Raw genomic sequence first — 15603 nt, forward strand, 5'->3', positions numbered from 1 at the left:
TCATATTTAATACGCTATACCTTGTACTTAATACGCTATACTTAATACTTTGTCCCTACATACCTAATACTTAATTCCTCAACGGCTTTCCGGTTTTCAACATATGCTGAATACGCTCTAATGTCTTACGCTCTGTGGTCAAACTTAAAAATGCTTCACGTTCGATATCCAAAAGATACTGTTCTGTAACCCTGGTAGGTTCGGATAAATTTCCCCCAGCCATTACATAGGCCAATTTATTTGCAATCTTTTTATCGTGTTCGGAAATGTAATTCGCTGCTTCCATAGAATCGGTTCCTACTAAGAACATTCCCAAAGCTTGTTTTCCTAAAACTTTAATATCTTTTCTTTTAGGAGGTTGTGTATAACCTGCTTCGGCTAATAGTAAGGCATGTTTTTTAGCTTCGGCAATCTGACGGTCTTTGTTTACGATTATAACGTCTTTTCCTTTTTGTAAGATTCCCAGATCGTAAGCTTCGTATGCGGAAGTGGCCACTTTTGCCATTCCGATGGTTAAGAAATATTCTTGTAATACGTTCAATTCCACATCTCCTTTTTTGAAAAAGTCAGCAGCTCTCAATGCAAATTCCTTTGAGCCTCCTCCTCCGGGAACGACTCCGACTCCAAACTCTACCAAACCGATATACGTTTCGGCAGCAGCAACCACTTTATCGGCGTGCATAGACAGTTCACACCCGCCACCTAAAGTCATTCCATGTGGAGCAGCAATCGTTGGGATGGACGAATAACGCATACGCATCACGGTATCCTGGAAATATTTGACAGCAAAATTCAGCTCATCATATTCTTGCTCTACTGCCATCATAAAAATCATTCCAATGTTGGCTCCTACGGAAAAATTAGCGGCCTGATTACCCACTACAAGCCCTTGATATTCTTTTTCAGCTATATCCAAAGCTTTGTTTAATCCGGCTAAGATATCCCCTCCGATGGTATTCATTTTCGATTGGAATTCTACATTTAAGATCCCATCTCCCAAATCTTGAACAACGACTCCTGAGTTTTTGAAAACTGTTTTTGATTCCCGAATGTTATCTAAGATGATAAACGCATCCTGCCTCGGTTTTTTAGTGTGCGTTTTTGAAGGAATATCATAATAGCAGGTAGCCCCGTCTTTTACCGAATAGAAAGATTTTGAGCCGGAGGCTAGCATTTCCGATATCCAGGCAGCAGGCTCTTTTCCTTCGGCTTTTATTAATTCCATTCCTCTTTCCACTCCGATAGCATCCCAGATTTCAAAAGGACCGTGTTCCCATCCGAATCCGGCTTTCAGAGCATCATCAATTCTATACAATTCATCTGAGATTTCAGGGATTCTGTTTTGAACATAGGCAAACAAAGCGACAAAACTTTTTCTGTAAAATTCTCCGGCGTTGTCTTTTCCTCCTACCAACACTTTAAACCTGTCTGCGACATTGTCAATGGTTTTGGTGAGTTCCAGTGTTGCAAACTTTGACCGTTGCTTTGGGCGGTATTCTAACGTGTTTAAATCCAGAGAGAGAATTTCTTTTTTACCATCTTCACCCACAACTTTTTTGTAAAATCCCTGTTTGGTTTTACTTCCCAGCCATTTGTTTTTCATCATGGTATTTACAAAATCGGGAATTACAAATTGATCTTTCATTTCATCATCCGGGCAATTGTCTTTGACACCGTTTGCCGTATGCACCAGCGTATCTAAACCAACAACGTCAATAGTTCTGAAAGTAGCAGATTTTGGGCGGCCAATTACAGGCCCGGTCAATTTATCCACTTCCTCAATAGTCAACCCCATTTCTTTTACAATATGAAACAAACTCATGATTCCGAAGACTCCGATTCTGTTTCCAATAAAAGCAGGGGTATCTTTTGCCAAAACCGATGTTTTTCCCAGGAATTTATCACCATACATGATCAGGAAATCTACAATTTCCGGTTTACATTGTGGCCCCGGAACAACTTCGAATAATTTTAAATATCTGGGTGGATTAAAGAAATGGGTTACGGCAAAATGTTGTTGAAAATCTTCACTTCTTCCCTCGTTCATAAATTTGATAGGGATTCCGGAAGTATTTGATGTGATGAGTGTTCCGGGCGTTCTGTATCGCTCTATTTGTTCAAAAACCTGTTTTTTGATATCCAAACGCTCCACTACCACTTCCATGACCCAATCTGCATCTTTGATTTTGCGCATATCATCTTCTATGTTTCCCGTGGTAATGCTATCCGCAAATTTCGAATGGTAAATAGGAGACGGTTTTGATTTTAGAGATGTAGCCAGTGCGTTATTTACCAAGCGGTTTCTGACTGTTGTATCTTCCAAAGTCAACGCTTTTGCTTTTTCTTTATCGTTGAGTTCTTTTGGAACAATGTCCAATAACAGTACTTCAACGCCAATATTAGCAAAATGACAGGCAATACCACTGCCCATAATTCCGGAACCGATAATAGCCACTTTTTTAATTCTTCTGGTCATTCGTTTTAAATTGATTTAAACAGCCGTTTTATTAATACTATCTTCCTGATAGATCATTTTATCGGCTATTAATTTGTTTATAGTGGATGTTACTTTAAAGAAAATTTCCAATTCTTCTTCCGTGATAAATTCTCTGATTCTGTTATTGAAAGTAATGACGTATGCTTTGGAAATTTCTCTCATTTTTTTACCAAAATCTGTCAGTTTTATAATAATACTTCTCCCATCTTCGGGATTTTTTCCCCGAATAATAGCTCCTTTCTCTTCCATGGTTTTTAGAATTCTGGAAAGACTCGTAGGTTCCATCCCCATCTGGGGACCCAAAGCAGTGGAAGGTGTTCCGTTTTCATAATCTATATTGAGCAATACGAAAGCCGTTGCCATGGTACTATCATGTTTTGCAGCTTGCTCATTATAGAGTTTGGCAACTGCTTGCCAGGTAGCTCTTAATTGATGATCGATTGATTTGGTTTTGTTCATGACCTTCAAATATATAAAAAATTATTATGCATGCATAATAATTTTTTATATATTCTTCGGGGGTTTTCTAAAATTAAGATTATATTTATGCAAAATTTTATGAGAATGCGAAGAATTATTTTTAATGACTACCCGATAGTTTACACATTTTTTTCCACTTATCAAATCCGCTTACTTGTTTCTTATAATGGCGTTGTAAAGTCCGTAGATAAATACCATAATAACATGCTATATTACTTATCGTATCTTCGCGGGTCTCTACCTGTAGCTTTTAAAAAAGCAGAAAGGTCTGACGTTAATTTGGAACCCTCTGCAATGAATGAATAATCATTTTTAACCTCTACCTTTTTGGTATTCTTATCTCGCCATCGTCTTGTTTTTATGTGTAAGTAAACAGCTTTACCTCGTATAGGAAAGTCTTGAATTTGTTTACTACTAATAAAACCTTTAGACTCATAATCAATCCTTGAACAACCCTCTGGCAATTTATTCTTCTCTTCCAGGTAAATGTGAAAGGCATCCTTTTTTACTGAAATATCACCTAATTCTTCAAATGATACAATATCAAAATAAACTAACAAATCTTTTGGTAATATAGCTCCTAATAACTCTAAATGCATTCATCCATTTTTAAGCATCTAAAATATAAAATCCCCATAAATTGTCGTTGAGCCGTTTAAAGTTTCAAAAAACAACGAGAAATTTCATTATTTTTTTACAATTTCCAATTTTTCAGCAAAATAATCACAAAAGTCCCGCATGGTTGCACTCATTTTATGATCATTTGTGGCTCGCTCAAAAGTAGCTGCCATAGACATCAATGTCTGATGAAAAAATTGCTTCATTTCATCAACAGGCATATCTTTAGTCCATAAGTCCATGCGTAAAGTATCTTTCCGGAGATGATCCCAAACAGAAATTAAAATTGCTTTGGAAGCACTATTTTTAATACCTCCATCTTCAGCCGACCAGAAAATGTCTTCGGGAATTTTGTTTTCATCCAGTCCTATGGTAAATTTAATTTCGGAAGTATGTTGTATGGCCATTATCTCTTCGGTTTATATTTTGATTTTAAGAATAAATCCTGAGGTTTTATTTTTAGTAATTCTTGAAAAGTTCCCTTATTCGTATCCATATATGATTTTACAATTTGCCATCCGATAAACACCCCTATCCTGCCGGGAGACAGGTTGTCTTGTGATACGTAAAATTTTGAAAACGGAGCATTATCCAGGAAACGTTTATTTAGTTTGGGATCGGTGCTATACAGTATGTCTTTATCTAAAAAATATTTCCAGACGTTTTCTTGATTGGCAACTGCCCAATCGAACTTTGCTTTGGAGTATCCTATCTTTTCCCTGTCAGATACATTGGGCAAATACATATCTAACAAATACATCTTCTTACCTTCATATACCATCTTTCCTAAAAAACTCCGGTCATTTACAAGAGGTATTTGCTTAGCAATTATCTGATTTGCAACATCGACAATCATATGGTTTTCCGTATTATTTTCTTTAATATAATCAGGGTAATCATGATAAAACGGATGTTCTTTCCCCAAGTAACAATCCAAAGAAATAATTAAGGACGTATTATTGTAAATAACCCTATAGTCATAATCTATATTACTGATAATCGTAGTTACATCAGGAACATTAAAAGACGTATAATATTTAATGTGCTTAAATAATGAAGTTAGCTGATTTTTTAAAAGTTCAGTATGTTGGTATTTTTTAATGGTTTCGGCATATAATTTTCTTTCATCCGGATCAGATATCTTTTCCAGCCAGACAGTGTCCGGTACATTTACGGGAAAGAACAAAGGATATGTTTCTTTGGTTTTTTCTAATGTTTCTTTTGTCGTATTGTAAAAATCGATTTCGAATCTTTGCAATACAAAATCCGCCGAAATATTAGAAACATCTACCGTGTGTTTTGATTTATCTTTACAGGAAAAAAACACAAAGATCATTAAAAAAAACAGTGTTACATTTCGCATCTGCTTTTGTACCTTAGCATTCATTTTAATGAACGTCAAAAATACTAAAATAGTTTGTTAATGAACACCGAAAAAGTTACAGATCACATGGTGGGTTGGTTGAAAGATTATATCACAAATGCAAATGCCGGCGGTTTTGTTGTTGGAATATCCGGTGGAATAGATTCTGCTGTTACCTCTACCTTATGTGCAAAAACAGGATTTCCCGTTTTATGCCTGGAGATGCCTATTCATCAAGCAAAAAACCAGATAGACAGAGCCTCATATCATATTTCCTGGCTAAAAAAAAATTATGACAATGTTACTTCCGAACAAGTAGATTTAACTCCTGTTTTTGATTCCTTATTGCAATCCTTACCTAAAGTAGATGACGAAGAAAGTCGTTTCATGGCATTAGCAAATACCCGTGCCAGATTAAGGATGACTTCTTTGTATTACTTTGCCGGTTTACAGGGGTTATTAGTGGCCGGAACAGGTAATAAAGTAGAAGATTTCGGAGTCGGTTTTTATACAAAATATGGCGACGGAGGGGTGGATTTAAGCCCAATTGCCAATCTAATGAAGTCGGAAGTATATAAAATTGCTGCATCGCTGGGGATTCATGATGGCATACAAAACGCGGCTCCAACGGATGGCTTATGGGGAGATAACAGAACAGACGAAGATCAAATAGGAGCTTCTTACGACGAGTTGGAATGGGCTATGCGAATGCGGGAACAAGGAAGATCCGTAACTGATTTTTCCGGAAGGAAAAAAGAGGTTTACCGTATTTATACACACCTTCATAAAATAAATCAACATAAAATGCAGCCTATTCCCGTATGTAAAATTCCTAAAAACTTAAAATAATTTTAAGCTGTTACGGATCATTTTTTTAACTCTGTTCTTTGCTCTTTGTTGCTGACCTTTAGATATTTCTACAGAGGCACATAAAAAAAGTATGCATGCTTTTAACAGGAGGATCATTTTACTCATAACTTATTTTTTGATATAGCTAATCAGGTACCAAATATACTACATTTTCCTATAAAAGAAAATCATATTAAAAAAGTACATCTTTTGAGACATGAATTGTGTGCAAATAAAAAACCCTTGGCGTTTATAATTTACTCTAAAACTTTATAATTAGGCATATGAGCATATGTCCTCCATAATGGCATCTCATAAAACTCTAAACAACTGTAAATAAGAACATTGCAAAAATATTTCTCACAAAAACCTTTGAAAAACCTTTTGTGAACTGTAGGTTCGTTTCCTAATAGTTTCCTAATCTTATTTTTTATGGGTTTTACGACAAAATTGACATTACACAAAGCGAGAATCAAAAACGACGGAACTTATCCGCTCATTCTTCGAGTAACCTATTATCGAAAAGTAATCAGAATTCATCTCGGACATTGTTTCAAAGAGAGCGACTGGGATTCAAAAAATCAACAGGTCAAAACGACTTGCAAAGTTTCTTCTAATATCACTCGATTAAATAATCTTATCAGAAAACAAGAGTCGTATTATTACGATAAAATCTCCGCTTTAGAATTATCAGGCAAACTAGCAACAATGAAACAAGGAGCTTTAAAAACGGTATTAACAGCAGAATTCAAAGAGATTAGGGACAAACCCACCGTTTTTGAATTTATTGATACGTTAATCGCTGAAAAACTCCAACTCGGAAAAAAAGGCAGTGCTTTATCCTACCGAGGTTCAAAACGAAAATTAACCTATGTATTTGGAAATAGCCTAATCTCTTTTGAACAACTCGACTATCAAGCCCTGAAGAAAATAGAAATCAGTCATATCGCAGAGGGAGGCAATTATGGTGGTCTAGGAGTATATATGCGAACAATTCGGGCAATATACAACCGAGCTATCAAAGAAAACCTAGTCAGTGCAGATTGTTATCCATTTAAGCATTATCGAATAAAAACAATCGAAACCCAACGAAGAGCCTTATCAGAAAGCGATTTTGAGCGGTTTAAAACGCTCGATTTACAATTTCCACTTGTTCGAGGTCGAGATTATTTTCTAGCCTCATTTTATATGCGAGGCATGAATTATATTGACATGGCGTATTTACAAGTAAAAAACATTGTGGGAGATTGGGAGCGGATTCGGTATCAAAGAAATAAAACAGGGAAATATTTCAGTATAAAAATTTCTGACCCGCTCAAAATATTGCTTCAAAAATTTCTTGGAGATTCCTCCATGCAAGACAGTTATATTTTCCCGATTTTGAACCCTCAAATGGATACTGAACATCATTACGAAGCGATTAATAACAAACGAAAACGCCTGAATCAAAAACTCCGAAAAATTTGTGCTTTGCATGACCTGGAACCCTTTACGATTTATGCAGCTCGCCATACCTATGCCACGATGGGAAAACGTAGAGGAGTGCCAACGGCGGTGATTCAAGAAAGCCTTGGGCATAAAACCGAAGCCATCACCCAAACCTACCTGAATTCTTTTGAAAATAAGGTAGTGGATCAATACGATGCGTTGATTATGGGTTGAAATCTTTCAGAAAACTTCATGGGGTCGGATATTTTTTGAATAAGATGTTATTGCTTTTTCAAGAAGCCAGAAAAGAAAATTTTTTCCAGTTTTTTTACCTCAACCAAATCTTTTTAGCTTTTTCAAAACCGATCCAATGATTGTTTTCGTCATAGCCTCTATTAGCAAGCTCTGAGGCTATGATTTTTTCGAGAGGCACTTGGTATTTGAGAATAAAACGTAGTATTTCTGCGTCAGTTACCGAGAACATTCCAAGAATTTGTTCCCAATGCCACAAAGGGTCTCTGTCTAATTTTATGGTGGAAATGGCTTCAAAAGTCATTTGGGAATAATCTTTTGATTTTCCACTTACTACCATATTACGTCTTGGAATTGATTCAGTTGGCATGACCAAATAATGCTCTTGGGGAATATGAACCACCGAAAATATTTTTTGTTTGATTCGATGTACAAAGTCTAACCAAAGTGCATTATCAAGGGCTTTTTGTTTGTCGGTATGTTTTGCAAATTCAGGAAATTCCATTTTAAAAAAGGGTAAAAAGAGTAAGTAATAATTCAATGTATTTAGAGAGGGTAATTTGCCGTTAGCACCTCGGTTTTTCTTTTTCGGGTTTGTCCGCTTTTTGCCAAGCTGGCTACCAGTGGCTTTTCAACCCACTTGCTATGCCACTCATTTTTGATAGTATATTCTGTTAACAAATCAGAAGCATACGAGCTCAACAGAAATTTTCCTTGGAGATTAGAAAGCGTTTCCAACAAATTTCTGTAATCGGCTCGGGTGTAGCCGGAATAATGCCCTTGGTCGGTGTCAATATAAGGTGGGTCGACATAGTGAAACGCTTGTTTGCTATCTCGACTGGTTATCACTTTACAAGCATCATTACATTCGATTTCGGTAAATTGGAGGCGGTCAAAAACAGTATCATCAAAGCTCATTTTTTTGTTTTGAAATACTTTGCAACGCTTTCCATACTTATCATAGCCCCAACTTCCAATTGCGGTAGAAAATCCCATATTGGTCGCTACATAAAACGCCCATGCCTGAGCCAATTTAGAAAATAAATGCGGCATTCGGTAGATGGTATGGGCGACCGCATAAGTAGTTCTGGAAAACGGCGTTTGTTCAATTTTTTGTTTTAAGGCTTCAAAATCTGTTTGTACCACTTCATAAAAATTCACCACCATATTGTTCGTATCATTGATAATCTCTGATTTAACAGGCTTTTTAGCAAAAAAGACGGCACCACCGCCAAAGAAAGGCTCGGTATAGACTTTGTGTTTTGGAATAAGGGGTAAAATATGATTCAAAAGGCTTTGTTTGCCTCCGTAGTATGCGATTGGGGTTTTGGTCATGGGAAAATTAAGATGAGAAAAAAAAGGATAAAAACTATAAAAAGGCTTGGTTTTTAGCTGTAGGGGTTGAGTCGAAAAAAAAGCTGTTTTTTAACTCGTTTTGGTTTGGGTCTTTGTTTTTGCGATATTTTTGGTCGGACAGCCTTTAGATTAGCAAATAGAAATAATTACTTAAAATAAAAACATAATAGTTATGATGAAATTTCTTTTTTTGCTTCTTTTTTTCTTTGTTAATAACTCTTATTTTGTTGATAACCAAAAACACAAAAGAACGGAGTGAACTTTAGCGGCCAGCTAGCTTTTTAGAGCCATCCCCCGTATTAGTCTCCGTTCTTTTTAAAAGTTACTTAGAACCATATAGAATTTCAGTTTCTGCCCTTATTAAAGGTCTTAGTTTAAGTAACTATTATTAATATCTAATTACAAAATTATGAAAACAAATGAAATTATCGGAATCGATGTCAGTAAATTATTAATTGATGTTTGTATCTATTCTAAACAAATTGTTCAACAGTTTGAGAACAGTAAATCTGGATTTAAATTAATGCTAAAGTGGAGTTTTAAAAATTCGTCTTTCTCTAAAGAAGAAACCATGTTTGTATTTGAACATACAGGAATGTACTCTCATTTATTATCTGTGTCTTTAACTGAACAAAAATTATCTTTTTTCATAGCTTCTGGTTTAGAAATTAAAAGATCTATTGGTATTGCTCGTGGAAAGGATGACCAAATTGATGCCAAACGCATTGCTCTATATGGGTATCGATTAAAAGAAGAACTTAAACCCAGTAAGCTACCTAAAAGAAGTATATTACAACTAAAAAGTCTCTTATCTTTAAGGACAAAACTTAACAAACAAAGAGCTGGTTTTAAAGTTACTTTGAAAGAACAAAAAAGAATTTATAAAGCAAAAGAGTATAAAATAATCTTTGACGTTCAACAAAAAATGATTGCAGAACTAACCAAACAAATACACAAGATTAATACTCAAATGCAAGCTATTATTGACCAAAATATAATGTTAAAAGAAACCTATAAACTTGTTACTAGTGTTAAAGGTATAGGAATGCAAACTGCTATAATGATGATTGTGTTTACTGACAATTTTTCAAAATTTGAAAACTGGAGAAAGTTTGCCTCTTATTGTGGTGTTGCTCCTTTTCCTTACCAATCTGGAACTAGTATTAAAGGACGTACAAAAGTCTCTCATTTGGCTAATAAAAAATTGAAAGCAATTATTAATATGTGCGCTATTTCTGCTATACAACATAACCCAGAAATGAAATTATACTATCATAAAAGAATAAAACAAGGCAAAAGTAAAATGAGTACCGTTAACATTATTAGAAACAAATTAATAGCAAGAGTGTTTGCCGTTGTCAAACGACAAACACCCTATGTAGATACTTTTAAATTTGCTGCATAAATTAGTAAAAATAATATCTCAACTTTTACTTGTTTTTATCATAGAATACGGGGTGGCGAGTTTCAAACCATTGGCGATACCCTGCAAGCCCTGCGCAAGAAAAAATAAATATTTACCTGTGCATAACAGAAAACAATGATCTTAAGATTTCACTGTTTTCAGGGATTGATCCATGTTTTTCTATCTCATAGATTTGTTGTATTCAAAACTCGGTTGCTATGAGCACTTTTTTTCTCCTCATAAAAATTGCAACTGACCTGAATAAAAAATGAATTAATTTTACCCGTTGTGCATTTTGAACTAAAAAGTAAATTTAAACATCAGTTCGAGTGATTTTGAGCTACGAAAAATCGTATCGAGAACATATTTAGAGCAAAAATTCTATTCTCGATACAAATTTTTCTTATTTTCAATCGAAAAATTTACTCGAATTGACGAATTTTATCAAAATGCACAACGGGTTTAATTTTAAAACATGTCAAATCATGAAAATGAAAACAAAGCCATGTATCAAACTAGGAGTTTTACTCTTTGGCGTATCTTTGTTCTTATGGAACTGTATAGAAGAAGATTTTATGAATCCTCAAAACACTGTTGCGTCTAAAAAGTTTACCTACACTTTAGAGAAAATGACTTATCAGGAATTGCTTGCAGATAAAGAAATCAAACAATCATTACCTTTGATTGAGCGAAGATTCTCTAACACACAACAACAAAACACCTACAGTAGAACTTCTACTGAAGTTGCCGATGGTTTAACTATTTTTACCGATGAAATTAACAGGATTGTTATAGATGATGTCATTACCTGGACATTTCAAACACAAAGCCCTGTTTTGGAAACCTCTGATTTTGAGAATTTCTTAGTTAAAAAACACAATGGAGTGTTTACTTATTTTCTGGTATCCTATGAGTTAGCTGATCTTACGGATGCCGAAACGCTGTATGAGAAAGCCACTTCGTATGTGATTTCCGAAGAATACTTAAATCTGGACGGCCTCAACCTGTCTTCCAGAGATGCTTTTGATTGGGTTTTTCCGAATGACGGTGGTGGTACGGGTAGCGGCCCTTGTGATGGTATTTTGGTATATGACCAGTGTAATTTGGGAGGCAATGCAGACGGACACTTGCCGGCTTTGCAAAACGATGGTACCTATTGTAGTGGTAGTCCGCTGTTGTATATAGATTTTTCACACTGTGAAAACTACGGTGTTCCGGACAGTCCTGCGGGAGACCCGATAGGAGGTGATAATGGCTCGGGAGGAGATCAGCTTATTGGCGGAGGTGGAGGAGGAGGAAACTCCGATGGTGATGGAGATACGACGCTTACGGCTCCTATTGAGTTAGCAGACCCCAGATGTCCTCCAGGGAGTGGAAAGGTAATGATAGATGAAGTCTGTGTATGCCCTCCCGCTTCAAATAAAATTGAAGATGCAGACGGAAATTGTGTATGCCCAGAGGGCAAAGTAGAGAACTATCAAGGAGTATGTGTAGAAGATACTTGTAGATATATAAATCTTCAAATACAAAACCCTAATTATACTCAACAAGCCAATGAGTTAGAAGGAAAAACAGGGTTAAAAAAAGAAACTGGTTATAAACAGAATAAAGATGGTACACAAGTTGCACTTGTTGATACTAACAATGGTCATTCGTTAAAAATACCGATAGACGGAAATACCACTGGCTATATGCATACGCATCTTGATGATTTTTTAACTGGTAAGATTGACCCAAAAACTGGTGAAGAAGAATTATTAAAACCTATTAAAATCTTTTCACCAGCAGATTTACTTAAGTTTTTACAAATGGTAAAAAACACTAAGCACAATGGTGTTCCTATGCATTTAGTATATGCTACTATGATTTCTAGTTCTCGCACTTATACATTAAGATTTACAGGTAATGTAGATGATATTGTTGGGCTTGGTTCTGCAAATAGTTATAGAGCAGATTATAAAGAATATTTCACGAAAAAATTTAAGAGTAATAAAGAAAAAGCCTTTTTACATTTTATTAAAGATAAAATAGGAATAAACGGTATCAATTTATATCGAATAAGAGATAATGGAGATGTAGAAAAGAAAACATTAAAAGATAATGGTAATATAGATACTAACGATTGCGAATAAAAATAAACTTTAAAAATACTAAAAAAATGAAAAAAATAATATTTATACTAACAAGTGTTTTTATAACCTATAGTTGTAAAGCACAAATAATAGCAGTAGAAGATTTTGAAAACTATAATCAAGAACTACCTGATAATGCATATATAAAAGATATTAATAATATTTTAGATAAATATGTAGGTACCTGGAAAGGAATTTATGATAGTAAAAGCTATGAGTTTAAGGTTATAAAAGTTACAGAAAATAATACAGATTTAAAATATAAAGAGGATTTATTATTAATGCGTTATAAGATTACTGATAGTTCAAACAATGTAATTGAAAGCACGCTAAATTTATCTGATACAAGTAACTTTATTATTAGAGGTAATTATTTATCTAATAGAGGTAGTTATGTATTAAATTATATAGGATTGAATGATGAATGCGGACAAAATGGTACTATTTTTATTTCTATATATGATACTAATAATACTAAAATGAAATTATATTTAGAAGTCGATGGAGAAATGGGACTTGATTGCACTTCTGGTGGAGTAGAACAAGTTTTACCAACTGATTGGATTGATTTAACTAAACAATAAATACGAAACCACAACACAGTATATAAAAAATAGCAGTTAAGTGCAAACTATAAAGGTTTGCACTTTTATTGTTAGGTTGAAAATGAAGTATGTACCTACTGCTTTACATAAAACATTATAAATGTGAAACGACCAAAGAAGACCTAAAAAAAGTATTTACAGATACCGATGAAGATATTTTAGAAGAAATAGCCGATGCCATTAACACACACGGAAAAGATTATGGTATTGACACTGATGAAAAACTACAACACTTTTTGGCACAAGCTGGGCATGAGAGTAGTTTTGCTCCTGCAGGAAAAGATGAATTTGAAGCTTTTGAAGAAAACCTGAATTACATCTGTAATCGGCTCGGGTGTAGCCGGAATAATGCCCTTGGTCGGTGTCAATATAAGGTGGGTCGACATAGTGAAACGCTTGTTTGCTATCTCGACTGGTTATCACTTTACAAGCATCATTACATTCGATTTCGGTAAATTGGAGGCGGTCAAAAACAGTATCATCAAAGCTCATTTTTTTGTTTTGAAATACTTTGCAACGCTTTCCATACTTATCATAGCCCCAACTTCCAATTGCGGTAGAAAATCCCATATTGGTCGCTACATAAAACGCCCATGCCTGAGCCAATTTAGAAAATAAATGCGGCATTCGGTAGATGGTATGGGCGACCGCATAAGTAGTTCTGGAAAACGGCGTTTGTTCAATTTTTTGTTTTAAGGCTTCAAAATATGTTTGTACCACTTCATAAAAATTCACCACCATATTGTTCGTATCATTGATAATCTCTGATTTAACAGGCTTTTTAGCAAAAAAGACGGCACCACCGCCAAAGAAAGGCTCGGTATAGACTTTGTGTTTTGGAATAAGGGGTAAAATATGATTCAAAAGGCTTTGTTTGCCTCCGTAGTATGCGATTGGGGTTTTGGTCATGGGAAAATTAAGATGAGAAAAAAAAGGATAAAAACTATAAAAAGGCTTGGTTTTTAGCTGTAGGGGTTGAGTCGAAAAAAAAGCTGTTTTTTAACTCGTTTTGGTTTGGGTCTTTGTTTTTGCGATATTTTTGGTCGGCAGCCTTTAGATTAGCAAATAGAAATAATTACTTAAAATAAAAACATAATAGTTATGATGAAATTTCTTTTTTTGCTTCTTTTTTTCTTTGTTAATAACTCTTATTTTGTTGATAACCAAAAACACAAAAGAACGGAGTGAACTTTAGCGGCCAGCTAGCTTTTTAGAGCCATCCCCCGTATTAGTCTCCGTTCTTTTTAAAAGTTACTTAGAACCATATAGAATTTCAGTTTCTGCCCTTATTAAAGGTCTTAGTTTAAGTAACTATTATTAATATCTAATTACAAAATTATGAAAACAAATGAAATTATCGGAATCGATGTCAGTAAATTATTAATTGATGTTTGTATCTATTCTAAACAAATTGTTCAACAGTTTGAGAACAGTAAATCTGGATTTAAATTAATGCTAAAGTGGAGTTTTAAAAATTCGTCTTTCTCTAAAGAAGAAACCATGTTTGTATTTGAACATACAGGAATGTACTCTCATTTATTATCTGTGTCTTTAACTGAACAAAAATTATCTTTTTTCATAGCTTCTGGTTTAGAAATTAAAAGATCTATTGGTATTGCTCGTGGAAAGGATGACCAAATTGATGCCAAACGCATTGCTCTATGGGTATCGATTAAAAGAAGAACTTAAACCCAGTAAGCTACCTAAAAGAAGTATATTACAACTAAAAAGTCTCTTATCTTTAAGGACAAAACTTAACAAACAAAGAGCTGGTTTTAAAGTTACTTTGAAAGAACAAAAAAGAATTTATAAAGCAAAAGAGTATAAAATAATCTTTGACGTTCAACAAAAAATGATTGCAGAACTAACCAAACAAATACACAAGATTAATACTCAAATGCAAGCTATTATTGACCAAAATATAATGTTAAAAGAAACCTATAAACTTGTTACTAGTGTTAAAGGTATAGGAATGCAAACTGCTATAATGATGATTGTGTTTACTGACAATTTTTCAAAATTTGAAAACTGGAGAAAGTTTGCCTCTTATTGTGGTGTTGCTCCTTTTCCTTACCAATCTGGAACTAGTATTAAAGGACGTACAAAAGTCTCTCATTTGGCTAATAAAAAATTGAAAGCAATTATTAATATGTGCGCTATTTCTGCTATACAACATAACCCAGAAATGAAATTATACTATCATAAAAGAATAAAACAAGGCAAAAGTAAAATGAGTACCGTTAACATTATTAGAAACAAATTAATAGCAAGAGTGTTTGCCGTTGTCAAACGACAAACACCCTATGTAGATACTTTTAAATTTGCTGCATAAATTAGTAAAAATAATATCTCAACTTTTACTTGTTTTTATCATAGAATACGGGGTGGCGAGTTTCAAACCATTGGCGATACCCTGCAAGCCCTGCGCAAGAAAAAATAAATATTTACCTGTGCATAACAGAAAACAATGATCTTAAGATTTCACTGTTTTCAGGGATTGATCCATGTTTTTCTATCTCATAGATTTGTTGTATTCAAAACTCGGTTGCTATGAGCACTTTTTTTCTCCTCATAAAAATTGCAACTGACCTGAATAAAAAATGAATTAATTTTACCCG

The 15603-nt window shown here is 34.4% G+C and carries 13 protein-coding genes and 1 pseudogene; 6 read left to right on the forward strand and 8 right to left on the reverse strand.

What is annotated here, in order from left to right:
- Window positions 1–70 precede the first annotated feature (70 nt).
- From GKR88_17930 to gldB, 5 genes are all read right to left on the reverse strand, one after another.
- A complete protein-coding gene (locus tag GKR88_17930) occupies window positions 71–2476 on the reverse strand; it encodes a 3-hydroxyacyl-CoA dehydrogenase (protein QMU65970.1) in 2406 nt (801 codons plus the stop codon).
- Window positions 2477–2491: 15 nt separating this feature from the next.
- Complete coding sequence (locus GKR88_17935) at window positions 2492–2956, reverse strand: MarR family transcriptional regulator (protein ID QMU65971.1); 465 nt, start codon at window positions 2954–2956, stop codon at window positions 2492–2494.
- A 233-nt stretch (window positions 2957–3189) separates the two neighbouring features.
- Entirely contained in the window at window positions 3190–3576 is a 387-nt protein-coding gene (locus tag GKR88_17940) for a hypothetical protein (GenBank protein QMU65972.1), read from the reverse strand.
- Window positions 3577–3663: 87 nt separating this feature from the next.
- Window positions 3664–4002, reverse strand: coding sequence for a gliding motility protein GldC (gldC, locus tag GKR88_17945; protein ID QMU65973.1), 339 nt, complete (start codon window positions 4000–4002; stop codon window positions 3664–3666).
- Window positions 4002–4958: a gliding motility lipoprotein GldB gene (gene gldB, locus GKR88_17950; protein QMU66772.1), complete on the reverse strand. Its 957-nt coding sequence runs from the start codon at window positions 4956–4958 to the stop codon at window positions 4002–4004. The genes gldC and gldB overlap by 1 nt, the downstream gene beginning before the upstream one ends.
- Window positions 4959–5018: 60 nt before the next feature.
- On the opposite strand from gldB, the gene nadE reads away from it, so the two are divergent.
- Window positions 5019–5807, forward strand: coding sequence for an NAD(+) synthase (nadE, locus tag GKR88_17955; GenBank protein QMU65974.1), 789 nt, complete (start codon window positions 5019–5021; stop codon window positions 5805–5807).
- A 432-nt stretch (window positions 5808–6239) separates the two neighbouring features.
- Entirely contained in the window at window positions 6240–7469 is a 1230-nt protein-coding gene (locus GKR88_17960) for a tyrosine-type recombinase/integrase (GenBank protein QMU65975.1), read from the forward strand.
- Between the two features lie 94 nt (window positions 7470–7563).
- Here GKR88_17960 and GKR88_17965 read toward each other — a convergent pair whose 3' ends face one another.
- Window positions 7564–7992, reverse strand: a complete 429-nt coding sequence (locus GKR88_17965; protein QMU65976.1) for a hypothetical protein — start codon at window positions 7990–7992, stop codon at window positions 7564–7566.
- A 41-nt stretch (window positions 7993–8033) separates the two neighbouring features.
- Window positions 8034–8822, reverse strand: a complete 789-nt coding sequence (locus GKR88_17970; GenBank protein QMU65977.1) for a DNA adenine methylase — start codon at window positions 8820–8822, stop codon at window positions 8034–8036.
- A gap of 430 nt (window positions 8823–9252) precedes the next feature.
- Between GKR88_17970 and GKR88_17975 the strand changes: the two genes are divergently transcribed.
- The 3 genes from GKR88_17975 (at window position 9253) to GKR88_17985 (ending at window position 12964) form a co-directional block, all read left to right on the forward strand.
- Complete coding sequence (locus tag GKR88_17975; GenBank protein QMU65978.1) at window positions 9253–10248, forward strand: transposase; 996 nt, start codon at window positions 9253–9255, stop codon at window positions 10246–10248.
- 491 nt (window positions 10249–10739) lie between these two features.
- On the forward strand, window positions 10740–12380 hold the full coding sequence (locus GKR88_17980; GenBank protein ID QMU65979.1) for a hypothetical protein: 1641 nt from the start codon (window positions 10740–10742) through the stop codon (window positions 12378–12380).
- A gap of 26 nt (window positions 12381–12406) precedes the next feature.
- Window positions 12407–12964: a hypothetical protein gene (locus GKR88_17985; protein QMU65980.1), complete on the forward strand. Its 558-nt coding sequence runs from the start codon at window positions 12407–12409 to the stop codon at window positions 12962–12964.
- Window positions 12965–13165: 201 nt separating this feature from the next.
- Here GKR88_17985 and GKR88_17990 read toward each other — a convergent pair whose 3' ends face one another.
- Window positions 13166–13894, reverse strand: a complete 729-nt coding sequence (locus tag GKR88_17990; protein ID QMU65981.1) for a DNA adenine methylase — start codon at window positions 13892–13894, stop codon at window positions 13166–13168.
- A 429-nt stretch (window positions 13895–14323) separates the two neighbouring features.
- Here GKR88_17990 and GKR88_17995 point away from each other — a divergent pair.
- Window positions 14324–15317, forward strand: a pseudogene (locus GKR88_17995) (transposase).
- The last annotated feature ends 286 nt before the right edge of the window (window positions 15318–15603 follow it).

The organism is Flavobacteriaceae bacterium (assembly GCA_014075215.1).
In the GTDB taxonomy this organism is placed as follows: domain Bacteria; phylum Bacteroidota; class Bacteroidia; order Flavobacteriales; family Flavobacteriaceae; genus Polaribacter.

What these genes read in the sequence shown, in the direction of transcription:
- GKR88_17930 (QMU65970.1), bottom strand. Translation starts at nt 2,476, where the DNA reads ATGACCAGAAGAATTAAAAAAGTGGCTATTATCGGTTCCGGAATTATG.
- GKR88_17935 (QMU65971.1), bottom strand. Translation starts at nt 2,956, where the DNA reads ATGAACAAAACCAAATCAATCGATCATCAATTAAGAGCTACCTGGCAA.
- GKR88_17940 (QMU65972.1), bottom strand. Translation starts at nt 3,576, where the DNA reads ATGCATTTAGAGTTATTAGGAGCTATATTACCAAAAGATTTGTTAGTT.
- gldC (QMU65973.1), bottom strand. Translation starts at nt 4,002, where the DNA reads ATGGCCATACAACATACTTCCGAAATTAAATTTACCATAGGACTGGAT.
- gldB (QMU66772.1), bottom strand. Translation starts at nt 4,958, where the DNA reads ATGCGAAATGTAACACTGTTTTTTTTAATGATCTTTGTGTTTTTTTCC.
- nadE (QMU65974.1), top strand. Translation starts at nt 5,019, where the DNA reads ATGAACACCGAAAAAGTTACAGATCACATGGTGGGTTGGTTGAAAGAT.
- GKR88_17960 (QMU65975.1), top strand. Translation starts at nt 6,240, where the DNA reads ATGGGTTTTACGACAAAATTGACATTACACAAAGCGAGAATCAAAAAC.
- GKR88_17965 (QMU65976.1), bottom strand. Translation starts at nt 7,992, where the DNA reads ATGGAATTTCCTGAATTTGCAAAACATACCGACAAACAAAAAGCCCTT.
- GKR88_17970 (QMU65977.1), bottom strand. Translation starts at nt 8,822, where the DNA reads ATGACCAAAACCCCAATCGCATACTACGGAGGCAAACAAAGCCTTTTG.
- GKR88_17975 (QMU65978.1), top strand. Translation starts at nt 9,253, where the DNA reads ATGAAAACAAATGAAATTATCGGAATCGATGTCAGTAAATTATTAATT.
- GKR88_17980 (QMU65979.1), top strand. Translation starts at nt 10,740, where the DNA reads ATGAAAACAAAGCCATGTATCAAACTAGGAGTTTTACTCTTTGGCGTA.
- GKR88_17985 (QMU65980.1), top strand. Translation starts at nt 12,407, where the DNA reads ATGAAAAAAATAATATTTATACTAACAAGTGTTTTTATAACCTATAGT.
- GKR88_17990 (QMU65981.1), bottom strand. Translation starts at nt 13,894, where the DNA reads ATGACCAAAACCCCAATCGCATACTACGGAGGCAAACAAAGCCTTTTG.